Annotated in this window: 10 protein-coding genes; 9 read left to right on the top strand and 1 reads right to left on the bottom strand. The window is 63.0% G+C overall.

The window, feature by feature from the left end; translation table 11 throughout:
* Window positions 1-124: 124 nt before the first annotated feature.
* From NMB96_RS15070 to NMB96_RS23405, 9 genes are all read left to right on the top strand, one after another.
* A complete protein-coding gene (locus NMB96_RS15070; protein WP_255085148.1) occupies window positions 125-3727 on the top strand; it encodes a hypothetical protein in 3603 nt (1200 codons plus the stop codon).
* A complete protein-coding gene (locus NMB96_RS15065; protein WP_255085147.1) occupies window positions 3724-4083 on the top strand; it encodes a hypothetical protein in 360 nt (119 codons plus the stop codon). Before NMB96_RS15070 ends, NMB96_RS15065 begins: the two co-directional genes overlap by 4 nt.
* Entirely contained in the window at window positions 4037-4528 is a 492-nt protein-coding gene (locus NMB96_RS15060; RefSeq protein WP_115038584.1) for a hypothetical protein, read from the top strand. The genes NMB96_RS15065 and NMB96_RS15060 overlap by 47 nt, the downstream gene beginning before the upstream one ends.
* 10 nt (window positions 4529-4538) lie before the next feature.
* The gene (locus tag NMB96_RS15055; RefSeq protein ID WP_255085146.1) at window positions 4539-11741 is read left to right on the top strand and encodes a hypothetical protein; all 7203 of its coding nucleotides are present in this window, start codon (window positions 4539-4541) and stop codon (window positions 11739-11741) included.
* 309 nt (window positions 11742-12050) lie between these two features.
* Complete coding sequence (locus NMB96_RS15050; RefSeq protein ID WP_023903676.1) at window positions 12051-12410, top strand: hypothetical protein; 360 nt, start codon at window positions 12051-12053, stop codon at window positions 12408-12410.
* A 608-nt stretch (window positions 12411-13018) separates the two neighbouring features.
* Window positions 13019-16432, top strand: coding sequence for a DEAD/DEAH box helicase (locus NMB96_RS15045; protein ID WP_232095570.1), 3414 nt, complete (start codon window positions 13019-13021; stop codon window positions 16430-16432).
* A gap of 75 nt (window positions 16433-16507) precedes the next feature.
* On the top strand, window positions 16508-18118 hold the full coding sequence (locus NMB96_RS15040) for a restriction endonuclease (protein WP_255085145.1): 1611 nt from the start codon (window positions 16508-16510) through the stop codon (window positions 18116-18118).
* 12 nt (window positions 18119-18130) lie between these two features.
* Window positions 18131-18928, top strand: a complete 798-nt coding sequence (locus NMB96_RS15035; protein ID WP_115043318.1) for an NYN domain-containing protein — start codon at window positions 18131-18133, stop codon at window positions 18926-18928.
* Between the two features lie 208 nt (window positions 18929-19136).
* Complete coding sequence (locus NMB96_RS23405) at window positions 19137-19502, top strand: hypothetical protein (RefSeq protein WP_115043317.1); 366 nt, start codon at window positions 19137-19139, stop codon at window positions 19500-19502.
* Window positions 19503-19546: 44 nt separating this feature from the next.
* On the opposite strand, the gene mobQ is transcribed toward NMB96_RS23405, so the two are convergent.
* A complete protein-coding gene (mobQ, locus tag NMB96_RS15030) occupies window positions 19547-21133 on the bottom strand; it encodes a MobQ family relaxase (RefSeq protein WP_255085144.1) in 1587 nt (528 codons plus the stop codon).
* Window positions 21134-21332 lie beyond the last annotated feature (199 nt).

The raw sequence follows: 21332 nt of genomic DNA, 5'->3' as shown, positions 1-21332 counted from the left end.
AGACAACCGCCGTCCATCGATGCCGACGACCACGCTGCATCCGGATCGTCGTCATTGCGTCCGTCGGCGCACTCGGATCGAGGTACGTCGCGGCTCACCGGAGATCAGCTCACCGATGCACGCCATGGCAGACATGATCTTCACTCGGATCGCGCTCGACGCTGCCGGCTTTGCGCTCTATTCGGCCGCCGTGGATCAGGCCATTGGTGTCGCGCCCGTCCAGGCAGGCTTTTTGCTGCTGCCGGGCGGTGCCGGCGCATCGCAGACCGGCGTCCGGCGAGACGAGCAGGCGCCGCAGGAGTTGAGCTTGTCGCAAGCCTGGCAACAGCCCGGCTATTTCCTGTTCCATCCGCAATCGCAGGCACTGCCGGCGGAGCCGGCCGACATCGCACAAACCCTCGGGCTCACGCCGCCTTACGCCACGCTGCGTGGGGTGGCCTGGCTATGGCAAGCGGCGGCGCCGCAATCCTGGGCCTGCACGAGCGTGCCGCTGTTCTATTTCTCGCCCACCAGCGGGCAGGTGGCGGGCAGCAACGGCTCGCTGCCGTTCGGTCATGTCGATCTGGTGCTACCGAGCGGTACGCAATGGACGCTGTCAGCAGAGACCGGGCAGGCCACCTTCGTGGGCGATGGCATCGCCCTGCTACGCGACTCCGGCCAGGGCACGCCGCTCTCGCCAGACGCCTACAGGGTGTCGCTGTCGTTCGATCCGGCCGCGGCCGGCCTGCTGCGCTTCACCGCAGCGTGGGACCCGTACAACCTGTTCGGGCTGTTCGCCGACGATCCGCAGGCGCCCGGCCTGCAAGGCGGCGAGCTGCGCTACTTCCATCCGGACCCGCAGGCGCCGCAGGGGTTTACGCAACTGCGCTATCCGGTGCTACCGCCGCTACCGCCGCTGCCCGCCAACGACTGGCCGGCGTTTCTGCTGGACTGCGAGATGGATCCGCTCGCACCGCTAGACGGGACACGCACCCGTTTTCTGTTCCTGCCGCAGCGGCTGGACAACCTGGCCTCGTCGTTCGGCCGTACCGTGTCTGGCGATCTGGTGACACTGGCACCGAGCGTGCCGTCCAACGGTTCGCCGGCCGGGCTCTATCCGGCTGCACGGCCCGGCGCTGCGCAAGCGCCGGCAGCCTATCTCGCCCCACTTGGCCCGTTCGTGCTGACGGTACCGGGCGGTGCGGCGAAGCTTTCCTGCGGCACGCTCGGCACCGAATACCTGCGCGTCGCAGACGGCGACATTCTCGATTTCGTGCCATCGATGCCGGCCTGCTCGACGGCGTTTGGCACCGCCATGGCCCGGCGCATGACGCTGGCCGATGGCGCCGACACCAAGCCATTGCTCGACGGGCCATTTGCCACCTCGTGGGTGCGGTTTCGTCCAGGCGCGGCCACTGCCATGCGCGGCTACTACGCGCAACCTGGCGCGTCGGTCAATTTCGGGCGCGGCGCGGTCTCCCCGGACATGCGCTATCCGGCTGCGGTGTCTGCGCTCGTCTCCACGCTCGCATCGACGACGAAGAGTGACGAGATCCCGGTGGCGTTTCCGATGGTGCAGTACGGCGGCGTGTTCGCGCTCGCCGACGCGACCGTACAGGACGCTCAGCTGCTGGCTGGCTACGAGAAACAGGTGATCGCCGGCCTGCGCGGTGCGCTGATCCGCGGTAGCACGCCTGATCGCCCGGTGTTCGTTGGCGAACAGGGCGCGCCCTTGCCCGGCACCCGCACTTCCACACCGCAAGGGCTGCTGGTCCAGCTCAACTCGGCAACACAGTCAACGCGGGCCGGCATTGCCGCCGCGCAGGCGCCCGAGGTGCAGGCCGGCACCTGGCAGTCGCTATTGCTCGCACGCAGTGCGGAGCAGACGCTGTCGTTCGACGCCGATCCTGCAACCGGCGTGGTGGACGCGCAGTTGGCCAGCACCTTGATGCGCGAACAACTGTTTCTGGTGCTCAACGACTGGAGCCGGTTCCCGAACATCACCCGCATGATCGCGGTGGCAGGCTTCAACTTCGAGATTGCGCCCGACGTCGACGCAACCGATCGCTGGCGCACCGTCGTTGTCTTCAAGTACGCAACGACACAGAGCCTGGCCGAGCTGATCCGTGCGCCGGAGAGTTGGGCCAACACGGAGTATTTCATCGGCGACGCTACGCGTGTAACCGACACGCAGTCTGTGCTGATCGATGCGCTGGCCGTTGCAGAAAAGGCGAGCAGCGATGACGACGACCCGTTCGCCGATTTCCGCACCAAGGCCGCCGATCCCGGCTGGACCGGCATGCTTGCCTTCAATGCGCCGATCAATGGCAACGGCATGCCGGACGATCTGCAGATGCTGCTGGCCGGCATCGACGGGCAGTTGAGCGCCCATCACTTCGGCGTGCAGGTCAACCGCATCAGCGACGGCGCCGACCAGGAGCCGCAGATCAGCGAAAGCGCGCTGTTCGGGGTGATCTATCACCACGCGGCGACTGCGATATTCAAACGCGAGCCGGCCGCGCCGCACTCGGACCAGACGCCGCCGGACTACGCATTCGTCGTGGAGGAGCTGTCGGTGGCGATCAACCAGTCGCTCGTCACCCAGTTCCATTGCCGGGTGGGAATGACCATCAACACGCTGTTCGGCCGCGCGGTCACGCTGACCGGCGCGGATATCAACGCCGACGTGCCGCCCAACACCGTGGTAGTGGCGGGCCGTTATCAGCGGCACGGCGAGGTCGGCACGGTGACGTTCGACGGCGGCCAGCACGGCAGCTTCGCGTTCAACCCGGACCGCTCACGCATCCGGGTGATCGATACCTTCCAGGTCAGCGGTGCCAGCCTGGTGCCGATTGCCTCCGTCCCGTCCGTCCCCGCCGATGCCGATGCCGGCACCACCATCACCTCGCGCTTTGCACTGAGCGGCACGCTCGCGTTCGCGGCCGATCCGTTTCCTGGCGTGACCGGGCTCGACCTGTTCTCGTACGGCCTGCCCGGTGCCGCACCCGGCACGACCACCACCGGTGTGGCGCTGACAAGCCTGGCGTTTGGCATCAGCTGTCAGCTCGACGCCGACGGCAAGCGCATCGGGCTGCCGCAGATCACGGTGGATTTCTCGGGGCTTCGGGCAACGGACGATCGCAGCGGACGGCGGCCCGGCGCACTGGTGCGCATGCTGCCGCTCACGCTGCAGGCGATCCTGCACGACGAGGCGGGCCTGGATATCAAGGCGCTGGGCGCGTTGCCCGTGCAGGTGCCGGCGCTGACCGGCGTCGCTGCCAGCGTGCCAGGCGGCGGTGGCGTTGCGCCGATGCCCACGCAGGTCGCGTATGTGACCTCCAAGCCGCTGTATGCCCTGCAATTCGCGCTGCCGCTCGGCGCGCTCGGCGCGCTGGCCGATGCCCACGCATCGCTCGATGCCTCGCTGATCGTCGCCTGGGGTGCGAGCACCTACACGCCCGACGACGACGGCGTCGCGCTGTTCGTGCAGTTGCCGCAGGTCACTGCCGGCGCCTTCGGCTTCAACCTGCAAGGCCTGCTCAAGACGACCTTTTCGGCGGCCAACCTCGGGCTGGTGAAGACAAAGAATGGGCCGGCCTACGTGCTGATGTTCAACAACGTGGCACTCAGCGTGTTCGGTATCACGCTGCCGCCGAAGGTACTTGCCGATTTCATCCTGTTCGCCGACGCCAATGATCCGGGCGGCGGCAATCTGGGCTGGAGCCTGGCTGCGACGCAGACGCCATGACCGACACCGATCCGATTCTCGCCGCACGCAGTGTTCCTGTGCTGATGCAAGCGCTCAACGACGTCTACGGGTGGAACCTGCCCGTCACGATGGCCGCCGGCACGCCGCTGGCGGCACTGTGGGCAATCGCCATCAGCGTGCGCAAGGATCCGGCCACCGGCGTGCTCTACCTCGCCACTGGCAGCACCACCTACCCGGTCGCGGCGATCCTCGAAGGGATCGTCGATGCCCGGGTCCTCAGCGGCGGCACCCACCCGTTGCCTCCCGCGCCCATCACCCACCGCAGTGCCGCACCCAGGAGAACCACCCATGAGCAAGCAACTGTCGCGCAAGGCCGCCGCCGTGGTCGCCGCTGATCCGCCGACCCCGCCGAGCACGCATCTGGTCTTCGGCCTGAACTTCAATCTGCACGGCACCATGGTGCCGGTATCGACCGACGACATCGCCAACGCCAAGACCAACGGAATCGAGTTCACGCTGCCCGCGCCGGTCGATCTCGGCACGCTGGACGACTTTGCGGCATGGTTCAAGACGCAGTTCAACATCGACCTGCCCAGCGCCGACCAATTGCCGGCACCGCTGGACAGCATCATGAGCAAGCTCACCACGCTCGACGTGGCCGTCGACCAATTCCACATAAAGGTACCGGGCACGGCCTCCCCCGACCAGTCCACCCTGTACACACTTGCGATGTCGGCGGTGTGGCCTGACGGCCAGGGCATCCCGCTGATTCCGGGCGTGCTGTCGATCGAAGGCGCGGTGTTCGGCGCCAGTAACGAAACGCCCAAGTCCAACAGCTGACGCGCCGCCCATGAGCAGGTTCACGCTAGGTGTCCAAGCCACTCTGCTGCTGCCGTCGGCATCGCACGCACTCGTCGATGCCGATGCGGCCGGCTATGGCCTGCAATTCGGCTTTGCGTTCGGCGATGGCCCTGCCCAATTCGTGGTGGGGCCATCGCCGCGGCAGCCGCCGCTGAGCCTGGGCACGGTGATCGAACAGATCGCCAAGATGCTGGGGATCGATGCGGTCGCGCAAATTGCGCATCTGAGCGCCTCGCTGCCATGGAGCAAGATCTTCGAGGTGCAGATCGCGCCTTATCTCACTGTGTCGATCGGTGAGGTGACGGCAGTACAACTGGTGGTGAAACTGTACGACGACGATGGCTACGGCATCCGGCTCGGCGGCAGCTATGGCCCGGTCACCATCGAGCCGAAATTCACCGTCTACGATCTGATCGTCGGTTACGACACGTCCAAGGATGGGCTGGCGGTCAGTGCACGCGTGGCGTTTTCGGAGCAGGACGCGTTTATGCAGACGCGTTTGCTCGCGGCAGGGATCGAACCGGGAACAACGATCGCCGCACCGCTGGGCGATGACGCCAAGACCTCGGTCGTCAACTATCCGTTCCCGGTCCCCGCGCAGGGCGGCAGCAATTTTCAGGTGAAGTATCTGGGCCTGGGCCAGCGCTTCGGCCCGCGCGCGGATATGACCAAGGACGATCCGATTGCGGCGATGTTTACCGAACTCGAATCGACGTTCACCACCAACAACCCGCGGCAACTGCTGGATAGCCTTGGCACGTATTACGACGCATCGCGCGACTGGTTCGTGGCCGCACACATCCTGGTGCGTGGCTGGGACATGCGCGCCGTCTTCAACGATCCAGTGCTTTACGGACTGGAAATCACCTGCTCGGCCGACCAGTTCAAAGGGCTGCTGTTCGAAATCCTGTACCAAAAACTCGGCCCACATCTTGGCGTGTATTACGGCGCGCTGACGATGCCCACGCAGTTCCGTCAGATCAACCTCGGCGCGGTGGCGCTCACGCTGCCCTCGTTCAAGATCTGGATCTACACCAATGGCGACTTCAAGGTCAGCGTCGGCTGGCCGCTCGGCGACGATTCGATCGGCGTGCAGGTCTACATCTTCACCGGCGGCTGCGGCTTCTACTTCGGCAAGCTGCGCAGCGGCGACAATCCAGCCAGCGCCACCGCCGCGCTGAAGGCAATCGGCTCGGCGGCGGCCGCCGACGTGGTCAGCTACAACCCGATTGTGACCTTCGGTCTGGCGATGTGGTTCGGGGTCGGGCGTTCGATCAGTGCGGGCCCATTCTCGGCGTCGCTGTCGCTGACCGCGCAGGGCACCTTCCAGGGAATCCTGGCATGGCGCGACGCGGCGGATGGCGGCTCGGTTTCCAAGACGCCCGATTATTTCTGGTTCGCCGCCACCGTCGGCATTGTCGGGCAGTTGCAGGGCGAGGTCGATCTGAGCGTGGTCAAACTCTCGGTGCTTGTGCGGCTCTCGGTGGTTGCCGGCATCGCATTCGAAACCGGCTACGGCACGGTCATCAACGTCACCGCGCGCGTGGACGCCGAGGCACGCCTGAAGATCCTGTTCGTCACGATCTCGGTGGGCTTCCACACCACGATTTCCACCTCTTTCGAGATCACCGGCGGCACCCCGGCCAGCCTGGATGGACCGCTCGATCCCGCCTTCCATGGCATGAACGACTGGGCGCATCGCGGCATCGAACAGCATGAGCGCAGTCTGCTCGCCCATCGTCAGCGGCTGCGTGCTGCCACCGCACCGCTGGCCCGGACCGCATGGCACGCAAGTCCGCCGGTCGCGCCGGTCGAGGTGGCGCTGTCGTTCCTGCTGCAGCCGTCGGTGGTGTATACGGCTGACGTCGGCAGCGCAGTCGGCGTGGCGACGCTGATCATCGGTGCGCCCGGCGCCAGCGACGCCGCGCACTTGAGCGCGCTCGAGATGCTGGTCGGCGCGCTCGCATCATGGCTCTTGCGCACCTGGTCCAACGGTACCGGCAGTTGGGCCCAGGTGATCGCGAACCTGGGACAAGGCCGCGCTTTGCCACCTGCCGAGTGGGATAAGACGCTGACCGGTTGCCTGTCCACCGAGGTCCGCTTCACGCTCAATCCGATCGATCTGAGCGTGCATCGCGAGGACGGCGAGGACGGCGACTGGGCGATGTTCCCGATGTTCGACGCGCTGCAGATGAGCTGGACCGGACAGGATACGCCGCTGGTGTTCGCCGACCACGCGCGCACCTATCCGGATTACCGTCAGGCCGTCGAGGCCTATTTCGCCCAGCTCTCGCTCAGCGTGCTGACCGACAACCCCGACCTGCGCGGCGCGGCACGCTTCGGCGCAGCCGACAGCGACGCGCCGCAGGGTCCGTCGCTGACCGCTTACATGTTCGACGACTATTTCCTCACGCTGTGCCGCCAGATGGCGAGCAGCCTCGCCGACGCAGAGCGCGGGACGGGGCAGCCTGGCGCACTGCCGGACACCGCGCTGACGCGCACCCTTGGGGGCATGACCTCGCGCTACCTGATGAACGGCATGCGCCTTCCCGACCCGGCCACAACGCCAGCAGATATCGACAAGGTGGATCTATACACGCTCGACATTGCCGCCGGCTACGCGCTCAACGGGCAGCAGTTCGCAATTACGACCAACGCAAGCGAGCCGCCCACCAGTGTCTCGGCGACCCTCTCGCTTGCACCCGCCCCGCTCGGCGCGGTGGCGGCAATTCCGGTGAAATTCGCCGGTGGCGGCAGCAGCGTCACCTCAACGATGCCCGTCGAGGCCGTGCCACCGGTGCCCTGCCCGCTATGGAGCCGACGCGGCCTGGCGCTTGCCGCAGCTGCAGCCGTCAGCGTGGCGCCGATCCCGCCGGTGCATGGCGAGGCCGTCTGGTATGCCGCGCGCGATCGCCTGCCCTGGACAGCACCAGACGCGCCAGCACGCTTCGTAGTGCCGCTGCCGCCGGCGGTGCTGCAGCAGTCGGCCGGAGCGCCGCTCACCTTGAAGGTCCAGACCGGCCGGCCGCAGACCTCGGACCCGGCCGGCCTGCAGCAGGTCAACCCGGCCCTGATGATCCAGTTGCCGATCTGGCTAGTGAATCGCGCCGCAGCCGGCAGTGTGGATGGCGACGGCGGCCCTGCGAATCCGTATTACACCGATATCTACCGCATCGGCGGTGCAGACGACGCCACGCGCGAGCGCATCCATGCCTTACTGAGCGCGCAAGCACTGGCCGGCGCAACGCTCTCGGTGCTCTACGACGCCACCACCACCGGCTACCAGTCCGACGCGATTTCGTTGTCCGCGCAACCGATATTGCTGGCAAAGACCAACCTGTCGACGAGCAGCGAACCGGCGCTTGCGAATATACCGATGCGCCAGACCTTGCTGCGCGCGGACGACGACCCACTCGGCCCGGTGTCGACACTTTTCCCCGATCCGCAGCACCCCGACGCCCCGGAAAACCAGCAGCGCCTCGAAACGCTTCTGCAATTGATCTGGGAAGTCAGCGTCACCCAGTCAGATGGCTATTTCCTGCGCTACGCAGACGTCAGCGGCCAACCGCTACCGGTGCGTATCTTCACCCCCAAGGGGCAACTGGCGCCCACCGACGGCATTGCCAACGGCGACACCGCCACCCTTACGCTGCTGGTGAGCTTCCCCGCCTCGACCACATTCCAGCCCTGGCACAACGCGTTCGCGCTCGCGCCACAGGGCAGCCTGGACGGCACGCTGTATCTCGGCGTCGCCGACGCCGCAGGCACGCCGCTGCTGCACTACCAGCCATCTTATCCACCCGGCTGTCTTGGCTTTGTGGCCGACTGGTCGCTTGCCAACACGATGCTCGCGCGCGAAGCCGGCACGCTGTACGACGCCGACTGGATCGCCGCCCTCTATCACCTGCTGCAGTTCCGCATCGACGGCGCAGCGGCCGACAGCGCAGTTCCGTTCGGCACCTCGCTGTGGAGTCTGGCGCTGAGCCCGTCGTCCGACAGCGCCGGGGAGGACGCGGCCAATGCTGCGCGCCCGGACAGCTTCGACGCGGCCCAGCAGAGCTATCGGCAAGTGGTGCCTGCCTATCGCTTCGTCACCCAGAATGGACTGGTCAGCAGCACGCCGTTGCCCTACGCGGCGATCGGCGGCAAGCCGAATCTGATGCTGCGCGTGAACGACGTGTTCGGCAACGCGCTCGACGGCGCGACCGACACCTTTACCACCGACTTCCCGGTGCTTTACAACGATGCGCTGCTCGCGCCAATGGAATGGCCTGGCGTGCGCTGCGCCTATCGCTTCGAACCCGGCCAGCTGGACAAGCCTAGCCAGCTGGGCTTGTCGATGCAGTTCGACCCCAGCCTGGTGATCCGCACCGACCCGGCGCTGGCCCACGTGCGCGTACATGGCCTGGCAGCTGGTGCGACCGCAACCGACGACGACCGCGCTCAGCAGCAGATTCGCGCAGCACTCGGTCGCTATGCCACCGTGGCCGCGCAATTGGCAGATCCGCATACCTGCGTGACGCTCACCCAATCGGTGTTGCCCTCCAACGGCGGCGAACTCGGCGACGGTAACGCCATCAAGCAGGCGCTGACCGCGTTCGCAAACGACATCGTGCAGCAGTTGAGCAACGCGCTCGGCGGCGGCACGGCAACGCCGCAAAGCCTGCTGCTGCAGCTCCCCTTCGACAAGACCGATCTGGCAAATCGCGGCGATGATTTGTTTGCGGTCACGGTCACGCTCACCTTCGCCCGACCGCCCGAGTTGGTCGACGAGGTAGCCCGCACTGGCATGCCGCGCGCGGTGTCGGTGGCGATGCCGCTGGCCGCCGATCTCGACCCGCCGTCGCAGGGCACTGCCCGCGCACGCCAGCGCGCTGCTGCCAGTGGCGCGGCGCCGGTGGAAGATGTCGGCCTGGCCTGGTTTGCCAGCCAGTTCGAGGCCAGCTTCGCGGGTTTCGACGGCGCCGACGGCACCACCCGGCTCGCCGTGCGCACAACAGCCGACAGCCCGGCAACCGGCGACGGCGGGGCCTCGCTATGGAGCATGCGCTGGAGCAAGACCCACGGCATCCATGTGCAGTTCCGCCAGGACGCGGCCAACTACTTCACCCTGCTGCCGCTCAACACCAAGCTGATGTCTGGTCCCGCCCAGGTGCCTGTCTACAATCCCGATACGCTCGTGCCGACCTACACCACGCAGACCTTCAGTAGCGTGGATGTCGATGCATGGGCGCAGAGCTTTTTATCCGCATTCGACGAACTGCTCGCGCCGGCAAACTGCGCCGCGCTCGCCGCGCTCGACGGTGCCGCCTACCAGACGCTGATGGGGCATAAAGCCACCCTGGCAAAAGCGCTCGCGCGCGGTGTCGGCCCGGTGTTCCCAGCGCTTTCCGGCGGCGATCTTGCCGCCGCGCAGGATCAATTCGAACAAAGCGTGCTGGCCGCACTCTCGACCGCCTACGCAGTCTCCTCGATCGTACAAATGCCGGCCGACGTCTTTGTGGCCAACACCGCAGAAGCGGGCACGCTGCCACCGCGTTTCTTCGGTGGCCTCACTGCCAGCGCTACGGCAAGTGGCCCGACCGAAACCCTGCCCTCCTCCTGCAGCATCAGCAGCGCAAAGCTGCCGATTGCCACAGCTACCGCGTCCACGCCTGGCCTGCTCAATTTCCTGGTGACGGCCGCGCACGCGGGCAACGATGCCAACCTGCATCTGGACCTGACCTACGGCGCACGTTTCGTCGAGCATCAGATCGACGACACGCAAGCGGCATTCGGCTATACGCCGTCGCAATGGCTGCGCTTCGTGCTCGAACTTCCCAACGATCCGCTGTCCATGCCGCTTGGTGCGATCGACGCACCGGTGCCGGTGCGCGCGTTTCCCGCCTCGCCGGTGCTGCAGACGCAGCGCGCCGAACAGACAACGCCGGTCCGTTTCACCGCCTCGGCCACCACCGCGTTGCAATGGGATTACTCGACCCGGCTCGTGCTGGCCGAACAGGAAGCGCAGGACGAACTGTGGCTGACGCTGACCTATAACCGGCCAGTGAGCGGCACGCTGCGCGGCCGGCAGCTCTCCGAGCTCGGCACCATCGAAGCCGTGTTCGAGGCGTTGGCCGCGTTCATGGCCGCTTGGCCGGTGTTGCGGCCCGCCGTGCTGGCGCTGCAGCAGAGTGCGTTCGACGCACATGTGGGCATGCCGACACCACAGCAGGTGATCGGCGCACTGCTCGATCAGATCGGCCATGTCACCGCTGCGTGGGCGGCATGGCGCGGCCCGCCCGGCGATGCCGCCCGGGTGCTGCTCGCCAACGCACCGGTGGTGCAGTCGAGCACGGGCTACGTCTTGAATCTTTCGCATGCGTTCGACGAACAGAAAACCGTGCAGCTGTTGGCCCAGGGTGCGTATGCGAACGGCCAATGCGATGCCTCAAGCATCGTCTGGCCAGCCATTAATGGCCAGATGCACGGCGAGGTGTCACCTGCGGGCGCGGCTGCACCCGACGACACGGCGTGCTGGTTCATGGCGACCTACGCCTACGCGGCGTTGCCGGAAGCAGCCACCGGCACCCTCGACTTCGTCTGGGCAAACCTCGACATCGCCACGCGCCAGACCGGCTATTCGACCTGGTGGATCGTCCGCAACGCCAATCTCGCCAGCGCCAACGGCGTAAGGACCAATCCCGCCCTGATCTACCGGACGCCGGAGGTCTCGTTCGCCTCGCCAGTGGTGCCGATCATCACCGTACCGCGCTGCACCTTCGGCTCCGGCGACGCACTGGCCGACGCAATCGAAAACGTGTTGGCGCCGCTCGCCGAGGCCACCAGCGCAGCGGCCAAGGAACGCCTGCTCAAAATCGCTGCCACGTATAGCTACCAGATTGCCGCGCCAGCACAAGGTGGCACCGGCCTGTGGAGCGACATGCCGATTTTGCTGGCCACCGACGTGCGACTCACCAGCGATGACGTGCAAGCCGTCTCGGATAATGCCGTGACGCTGCCTGTGCTGGCCGGACAATTGGCCAACGACTGCGCGCGCTGGTTCGCGATCATGCAGCCATCCACCGACGTCGCACTGCTGCGTCTGGACGTCACGTTGTTCGCCAATGTGGAAGGCACTCAAGTACCGATCGTGCTTGCGCCCGAGCTGGAGATCCAGGTTCCGCCGGGCGGGTGGACGCCCTCCCTATGAACGCCAACGACCGCTCCGACGCCGAGTGCGTAGCGAGGCCGCCCGTTCCGCCTCGCATCATTGAAGGAACCGCATCATGCCTACCACCGTGAAGCAAATCCCGGCTTCCGCGCCATCGCAAGCGGCAACAACGGAATCTTAGTAGAGCTGGTGCACGCGCCAGGTGGCGGAATGCAGACCGCCACGTTCCAGCAGCAGACGTAATGTGGACCGGCGGCGACCCTGCCGACACGCCGCGCCGCCACCGGCTTGCGGGCAGTCGCGATGCCAGACCGCCGGAGTGACACCCATGCGCTATCGGAGGATGCAATGACGGGCAAAGTCTATATCGCAAACATCAGCGCCTCGGCCGCGACGTACTCCATCAACAACACGCCTGTCAGCACGCCCGCACGCCCGATGAATTCCGCCACATGCACGCCCTACTTCGTCATCGTCGCACGCTCGCGCTACCCGGACCCATCCGGCACCTTCGCCATGGGATCCAACGACTTCTCCGTGCAGTTCGCGGACACGATTCCGCCCGAGCACAAACAAATCGATTGCGTCGTCGTGATTCCCGACAGCAGCTCGATCGACGATGACCTGATTCTCTACGTGTTCCGCAATTCGGTCAGCCTGCTTTCCAGCCGAGGGATCGTGCTGCCCGACACCACACAAGCGGCTTGAGGTAAGCGTCGGAGATGGGTTCTTTAATGCTTCAGTCGAACAGATCGAGATTGGCCGCCATGCGCACGCCTGCTTCAAGAACGCCAGCCGGTTAATGGATGAACTGCGCTCTTGACCAGATAAATTTTTGGAATCGTAAGACGGATGTGGCTCTATAAACTCGTCAACAGCGCGTTGAACGCTTTGGATAGAGGCTGAACTCAGCCACCTTGCTGCCAGACGCGTTTGTAGCCGAAACACCCGCCTAGATGGCGCATGAAAGTGAGAGCAAATTCGGCAGCAGTGGCCTGCGTCTGTCTTGCCAAGACGTCGAAGATGTCCCGACTTGCGTATTTCCCGGATCTTCGGATCTCGAGAAAATATTAAACGCTGTGATCAAGCTAAAACGCGCCTTGATTTGGCGGAGAGAGTGGGATCGGATCACCTCCGACCTAAGCCCCTCTCACCGTTGCAGAAAGCCTGCTTGGCAGGTTTCCTTTCAGTGTTTCCTCGATCATAGCCTTCGGCTTGGCCCGATTGCTAGCGCCCGCTTGCCTGTGAGGTAGATCGACGCTGGCACCGCTCCTCTGCGTAAACTGGACCGAAGCCAAATCACCACCGAGTCAAGGATGAGCCGTCCCTATCTTTCCAGCTCCATCGATCAGCTCGAGGAACTGTTTTCCACTTCCCAGAATGCCTCCCCGGTATTGCTCGCCATTGCGACCGAACTAGGGTTTAGAAGAACTGCACGGGCAAAAGAGTTGGAGGTCGAGGTGATGCAGACCTTGGCTCGCTTGAGCCCGGAAGCTGAGCAAGAACGTCCTGAACCCCCATCGCAGGCCGAAGGTGCCACCGGAGATGGGGACAGGCTCTGGTCTCCACCCGTGGCTCCGCCTGATTCGGCACACCGCCCCCAAATTTATGCCAATCGCCCCAAGGATGTGCTTGCTGCGTGGTCTGCACTGGAGGTGCTGTCACCGCAGACGTATGACCGCCCTACCGACCTGGCGAAGGGAGACCGAGCCATTGTTTCTATCAGCGATGGCCGCCTGCCTTGGGACAGAGGGCCTGCGAACTCGCGCCCCAGGCAGAAGATTTATTTCCATATCGTTTTGGCAACCATTCCTGCCGCGCCCGCTTTCGCTGCATTGATCGACCGCTTCAAAGACTCCCGTCTTGAACGCCCGAGCGTTAAAGGTGACGTTGTTCTTGCCTCGTTGCTTGTGGACAAGGAAGGAATCCTTGCTGGAGAGGCACCCGTCTCGCTGTCCGCGTTCGGATGGGGCTTGCCTGTCGCCCTGGGAGGGTCGCTCAAGGATCTGGCTGCCTGGACCCAACAAGAACCGCGGCTGATCGAAGGCCTCACCAAGCAGTTGGGCGTTTCATCAACAGAGACCCCAGTTCCACTGACGTGGGAAGCGCTACAACGCGCCTCTTCCTGGCTGGTAGACACCCTTGGGTTATCCGGACACCAAGTAAGCGGCCCGACATTCGCTGTCGCCCATTACCTCTACTACATGTTGCGGATTGTTCCAGATCCGCTTCTTCTCAATAGCTTTTACCTGCGCGACTTGGCCAAGGCACGAGAGATCGCCAACAAGGGCGAACTCCCCAAAGCGTTGTCTCTCTATCTGGGCAGCCAGAAGCCAGCAGCACGACGGGACTTATTGAAAGACGATGCCGCCCTGGAAGCTTCGTTGGCTCCAGCCGATGTGCCGCTGGGTCGATGGCCCACCCCTGCATCGCATACCCCTGCCCTGTTACAGCAGGCTGCTGTCAACTCGGCGGGGCGTTTGTCCGGAGGACCCGGGATTTTAGGCGTCAATGGCCCACCTGGGACGGGAAAAAGCACCCTGCTGCGGGACATTGTGGCGGATTTGCTGACTCGCCGAGCCACAGCCATGTGCGCGTTCACCGACCCGACCCAAGCTTTTAAAGTCGGTTGGACAAAGAGGGCCAAGGGAGAGACCCAGGAGCTTCACGCGCTGGATGCCAGCTTGCGGGGATTCGAGATGATCGTTGCCAGCTCGAACAACAAGGCCGTCGAGAACGTCAGTGCAGAAATGCCATCGCTGCAAGCGATTCCCGGCGACTCCCCCCTGCGCTATTTCGCGCCGTTGGCTTCTGATCTATTGGACCGCGAGGCATGGGGGTTGATGACAGCGGTCCTCGGCAATGCATCCAATCGGTCTGCGTTCCGAAAGAAATTTTGGGGAGACTCGCCACGCTCCCTTGAACGCTACCTCAAACAGGTCAGCGGCATCGCACCGCGTGAAGACGGGTCTCCCGAGGGCCTGGCCGAACTTTGCAGTGCGCCATCTACTCCAAAGGAAGCCCAAGACCGCTGGGAGCGTGCTCGAAAGCATTTCAAGCAACTCTCCAGTGCGTGCTCCACGCGGTTGTCTCAGCTGGAAAGCTTGCGACGCGCCTTGATCCAACTGCCCAAGCTGCGGGAAGACGAGAAGGAAAAACGCCAACAACATCTGGAGGCATCCAGTCATGCCAACCAGGCACAGTCGCTGCTTGCTGCCTTGGTTCGAGATACACAGACCGCAACTTTGGCGCTACAGCAGTGTGAGACCGCGCTGTCCCATCATGCGCAAAAGCGACCTAGTTTTTTCAGTCTAAGGCGTCTTTTTGGTGCCCAGTCCGCCAAATCTTGGGAGGTCACGCATGGGCCTCTCAAACATCAGGCTGACATCGCAAAGACGGCGAGGGGCATCGCTGTAGAAGCCCAATCCAAGGCAGATGGTTTGGCGCGGGCAGCTGGGCAGCAAGCAGTGATTGCTTCACAGGAACTCGAAAAGGCCAGTAAGAAACGCGAAGCGACGGAGCAGCAGTGCCACGAGGTGCAGATCGGCGCTGGAGCTCACGTGCTGGACGAGCATTTCCTTTCACTGCCGCACGAGCAGAAGCAGCTGGCCGTGCCCTGGCTGGACAGTGAGCTACAGAAGCTTCGAATGGAGGTCTTCGAAGCAGCCATGGAAGTGCATCGGGCCTTCATCGACGCAGCAGCAAAGCCCCTTCTCCATAACATCAACGCCTTGGTCGGAGGAAACTTCAACATTCCACCAGACCGACAGCACTTGAGCGGACATCTATGGAGCAGCTTGTTCCTGGTCGTGCCGGTCATTTCAACAACGTTTGCTTCCGTCGAGCGAATGTTGGGACGTCTTCCCCAGGAAACCTTTGGCTGGCTGCTGGTGGATGAAGCAGGGCAAGCGACGCCGCAAGCAGTCGTAGGTGCCCTGCTTCGATGTCAGCGAGCAGTGGTCGTGGGCGATCCGCAGCAAGTTGAGCCAGTCGTTCCGCTGCCTGACGTGCTGACTGCTGCCGTCCTTCGCGAGTTTGATGCCGACCCTGACAAATTCGGAGCCCCAAATGCGTCGGTTCAAACCTTGGCCGACGAGGCTGGAGACTATTGCGCCACGTTCGATACGGCCGGTGGATTCCGGACGGTGGGATCTCCCCTGCTCGTCCACCGTCGGTGTGCGTCGCCGATGTTCGAGATTTCCAACACAATTGCTTATGGCGGGTTGATGGTCCAGGCAAAGCCCCCTAAGGGCTCGAGCATTCGAGATGTCTTGGGCAACTCCCATTGGATAGACGTGCTTGGAAGTGCGCGGGACAAGTTCTCACCGGAGGAAGGCCAGCAGCTGTTGCTTTTTCTCAGGACGTTGAGAAACAACGCGGTTCTCCCTGATCTCTACATCGTCACGCCCTTTGTCGCCGTTCAAGATGGCCTTCGAGAGCTGGTGAAGCAGGACGGCGTCTTGCAAGGCTGGGTGGAAAATGCCTCCAAGTGGCCATCCGAGCGGATTGGCACCGTCCACACTGTCCAAGGAAGAGAGGCGGAGGCCGTCATCATCGTTCTAGGGGCCCCGGACCCTGGCCAAAATGGTGCCCGGCAATGGGCCGGCGCGACGCCGAACCTTCTCAATGTCGCCGTCACCCGAGCCAAGGAAGCCGTCTACGTGATTGGTAACCGCTCACTTTGGTCAGCCGCTGGGAAATTTAGTGCGCTGAATCTAAAGCTGCGTTGAGCAACGATAGGATGGTATTCGCAACGCTTTCAAGATCAGACAAACAAGGGGGAAGGTATGGGGAGACGGACAGGCTTGGAAGGATTCATCCGCGCAGCTGGACGAGCTGCGGCAAGCGCTGAGAGGGAACGCAAGCGGCAGGAGCGCATGCGTCAAACGCATTTTAGGCAATTGGAGCGCCATGCTCGCATGGCTGCGGCACAGCAAGTCCGCGATCAACGTGCGTTCGACCGTGAACAAAAAGAATCGGCCAAGCGAGCCAAAGCGGAATACCTCGATGACCGCCAGGGAGAGGTGGATGACCTCAACGCAGAGCTTGCCGACCGCATGGAGGACTTGCGTGGAATCCTTGCCCATACGCTGTCTCATGACGACACCATCGACTTTGCAAGCCTTCGGCATGTCGAGCCTTTTGAACGGTTCGAGACACCAAAGGATCTGCAACCTGCTCGCCCTCCCGAGATGCAGTCAGTTCCGCTCCCCACGGGCATCTATCAATTCATTCCGGGTGCCTCTGGTCGCCATGCCGCAGCTGTAGCAAAAGCAACAGCGGCGCATAGGCTCGTGCTGAACGATTTTGAAGAAAAAGAAAGAGCCAAAAGCAATCGTGTTGCCGGACTGAAGGCCAAATACGAAAAGGAACGAGCAGTCTACAAAGCCGATGTCAAACGTCGCGACGCCGAGATAGATGCTCTCCAATCGGCCTACATGGCACACGATGCAGATGCGATCGTGGCCTATAACGAGATGGTTTTGACACGCTCAGAATATCCGTCCGAGGGCTTCCCTCAGGTCTTCAAACTTGCTTATGGCGAAGACTCGTCCGAGCTTGTCATCGAATACGATTTGCCAGAAATATCAATGATTCCTGTAGATGCTGAATACCGCTACGTTAAGACGAAGGATCTCATTGAATCCAAGCCCCGTAAGCCAGCGGAGATCAAAGCGCTCTATCAAGACATCATTGCTTCGATTGCGCTTCGAACCCTGCACGAGGTGTTTGAGGCAGATCAAGCAAACGCCTTATCGCTGGTCACCTTCAACGGCTTGATCGACACCCACGATCCCGCCAGCGGCCGCGAGTTGCGAGTTCCTGTGGTTTCAGTTCGCACAACAAAGGCAGCGTTTCTGGAACTCCGACTGGAACGTGTAGAGAAGATCCCGTGCCTCCGAAACTTAGGCGCCCAGGTCTCTAATCGTCCAGACGAGCTCCAGGCAATCAAACCCATCATCGACTTCGACATGGTGGACAAGCGGTTCATCGAGCAGGGGGATGTGCTCTCCTCGCTCGAATCGCGACCAAATCTGCTGGACCTGACTCCAGGAGAGTTTGAGGTGCTGGTGGCGAATCTGTTTTCGAAGATGGGCCTCGACACTAAACTCACCCGCAGCTCTCGCGATGGAGGCGTGGATGCAGTGGCCTTCGATACCCGTCCGGTGCTCGGTGGGAAGGTGGTTATCCAAGCAAAACGGTATCGCGACACAGTGGGTATTAGTGCTGTTCGAGATCTCTATGGAACCATGCAAAACGAGGGAGCGAGCAAAGGCATCTTGGTGTGCACCAGTGGCTATGGGCCAGACGCCTTCAACTTCGTCAAAAACAAGCCTCTGGAACTCATAGACGGCGGCGGATTGCTCTATTTGCTACGTGAGCATACCGGTATGGATGCTCGGATTGCTTCCTAGGGACGCGCAAACATGAGCAACTCAAACCTCCCGCACGAATCCCGCGTGGCTGTATTGGTCGACTGCGACAACGTGCCGACCGACATCGTGGAGCACGCGTTGCTCATGGTGGCGCAGTTCGGTCGGGTCGTGCTGCGCCGTGGGTATGGCAACCACAACACCCTCGCCAACAAGTGGCAGGAAGTCCTGGTCCGCCAAGCGTTCACCCCATGCCTTCAATACCAATACGCCTCCGGCAAGAACACGGCCGACATCGCATTGGCGCTCGATGCCTTGGAGGCGTTGTTCGATCACCGAGCCGACACCTTCTGCCTGGTCACCAGCGACTCGGACTTTTCTTACCTTTGCCGCAAGCTCCGGGAGCGTGGAGCGACGGTCTTCATCGTGGGCGAGCCCAAGACCCCGGATGCTTTGCGCAACGCCTGCGACCAGTTCTTCGAATGGGACCGGAAGGCCAAGGAAGCGGCAGCACCCGAAGTCCAGGGCAATGAACTTCCTGTCCTGAAATCGGAGGCGGCGAAAGAAGAAGCGCTCCGCGCTGAAGCCAAGCCGCTACCCAAGCGCCGCCCTCGGTTCTTGGTTGAAGCCGTCACCCTGCTGACGGGAGACACCTCCGAAGGCAAGGTTGGATTGGGAGCACTGGGCCAATACCTCAAACGCACTGACCCGTCCTTCTCACCCAACCTCTATGGCCACTCCGGCCTGCTCAACATGGTGAAGACCTATGACCTGCTGACCACGCAACGGGAGGAGACCGGAGGCTGGTCGGTCAGTATCGCGCACAAATCAGAACCCGCCGATACGGCGTGATTGCTCCCATTGCCTCAGCGGACCATGTGCTTCTACAAACGACAAATCGGGGACGCCGACCCAGTTGAAATCTTTCCTATTCGTCAAATGGCATAACTGCCATCGAATTTCTTCGCGTATTCAAATTTGTGAAATGCAGCCACAAGCGAGCTCTTGCGTAAGCACCGTTTCTTGGTTGGATGAGGGCTTACCCAACACAGGAGCACCCATGCACCACCAAACGCAAATCCAAGTCGCCAGTCGCTTGCTCGGCCACCTCCTCCAGCAACACACCACACGCCTTCCCCCTAACCAAGTGGAGGACATCCAATACTCACTCGATTTGGCTGCAGAGTTGCTACGGCTCGGCGGGCCAGGGCCAGCCAGTCAAACCCAGGCCTCAGCCATGGCACCTTCTCAACCCATACTGGTCAAACGAGCGGCCGTTGATCGCAGCATCGTGCCGACCATGCCGGCGTCCGTCGAAGAATGGCGGGAGACGCGCAAGAAGAACAAGGAAAAGGACAATGTCCCCCGCCCCAAGGAACCCATCGGGATCGAGCGGATAGATCTCCGCCCTCGTCCCCGGCACTAAGGCCAAGAAAAAAAGCCCCGCTCTTGCGGGGCTTTTGACATCCATCAGGGGCGTGGCCGACGGCGTTTTGGTTGCGGCGCTGGCTTCGGCATTGGGGAGGGCTTGGGCGCAGCAGGAGTGGCCTTGACCGATTCAATAGGCCGGCTTACGGTTTCGAGCTGAGGACTCGCAAGAACCTCCTCGCTCCACTGCTCCACCTCAGCTGTGCGGATCTCAATCTCGTTCTCGTAGTCGTTCCAGCGCTGCTCAGAGACCGCTGCCCGAGCTGTCGCCAGTTCGGCTGTGCGTTTTTCCAGCACGGCCAACCGCCTTCCCCGCCGCTTTTCCCATTCTTGAGAGGTCCACTCGCCATCGGGACGAGGGTGGTCACCGTTGAACTGCTCCCACGCCTGTTCGGCCAAGTGGAAGAGCTTCTCGGCACGCCCCAAGGAGCTGGTCCGCTGAGCGAACTTGAGCACGCTCCGTTTCAGACGGCCGAGTCGTTCAACCAGGCCGTTGAGCCACCTGTGCAAATCGACACTGTCACGCAGGGTCGCCGCATGCGCGGTCCATTGCCTCACTAGGCGCTGGGTGGCGGTCAACGCCAGGTCGGGCCGGGTCGAGAAGATCTCCGCCAGGTCCCGAGCTGCCTCGGCGACCAGCTCAGTGATAGAGCGCAGCGGCCGCGCATTTTCCGCAGGCCGACCCAACGCATCGGAGAGGCGCATGCCGCTGAGCCCTTGGATTTCCAACCCCGGGACAGAGGACGGAAGGTCTTTTGGGGAGCCAACCCTGCGTCGACGATCGCGCTGTGCCTGGTCGTGGCTATGACCAGCGGAGCCCAGAGTTGCCCTGCCCTCCTGCTCGGCTCGCGCAAGCAACTGTTCGAACGCTTCCTCGTTTTCTCGAACGATGCGAGCGTTCTCGGCGGCACGGTCGGTCATCACGCCTTTGCGGACCAGTGCGGTGGCGGTCTTGCCCACGTGCTTTGTGGGCTGGCGGGAGAGCACCATCGCTTCGGCCCAGTCCCCGCGAGCCAGAGCATCTTCGGCCTGGACTTCCAGGCGACGGTGGTCGACCCGCGCATCGATTCCCGCAGCGGCCAAGTGCTCGTTGATCGTGGAGGCGAATGTATGGCGAACCCATTCGATCTCGATCTTCCCCGACGCTCCGCCGTCCAGCTCCCTCGTTTTCTCGGCGAAGCCGTCGCTGTTCAACCTGCGCGTGGTGGCCAGCAGGTGGACGTGATGGTTCAGCCCATCGCGGGAACCTGGGGAGTGGATGCTGGCCTGCAACGCGAAACCGTAGCGGGCGACCAGGGCCTGTCCGATGGCAATGGCGAGGTCGGACCGCTGCTCGTCGCTGAGCTCGTGGGGCAAGGCCACCTCGAACTCACGGGCGACCACCGAGTTCTTGCGGTTTTCCGCGGCCTCGGCCTGTGGCCAGAGCTCTGCGGGGGAAAGGGCCCATGCTGGGGCATCCTGGGGGGCGAGGCACTCGGACATCACGACTCCACCGCGTCGGCGGTAATCGTGACGCTGACCGGTGAGGTGGTCGATGAGTAGCAGGCCGGCCCGGTAGGCGGCTGCAGCAACGGCAGAGTCACCGCGGGAACGACTAAAAACTTTGACGCGAGAGTGGTAGATGGCCATGGAGAGCTCCGGATGAGTTTGCTCTCTTTATGCCGTGGCTTTTGATTTTCGCAAGCGCACCGCGCTTGGGGTCCAAGGGGCGGAGCCCTTTGCGCGCGCTATGTCGAAGACATTGCATCAGTGCGCTCTTGCTTCTTTCTTTGAAGCCTTGTTTTTCAGAACTTTCGAGTCACACGGCGGACGAAATTCGAGAGCACCT

The sequence above is a fragment of the Xanthomonas hortorum genome (assembly GCF_024339125.1).
GTDB lineage: Bacteria > Pseudomonadota > Gammaproteobacteria > Xanthomonadales > Xanthomonadaceae > Xanthomonas > Xanthomonas hortorum.
This window is presented reverse-complemented; position numbering and strand designations above follow the sequence as displayed.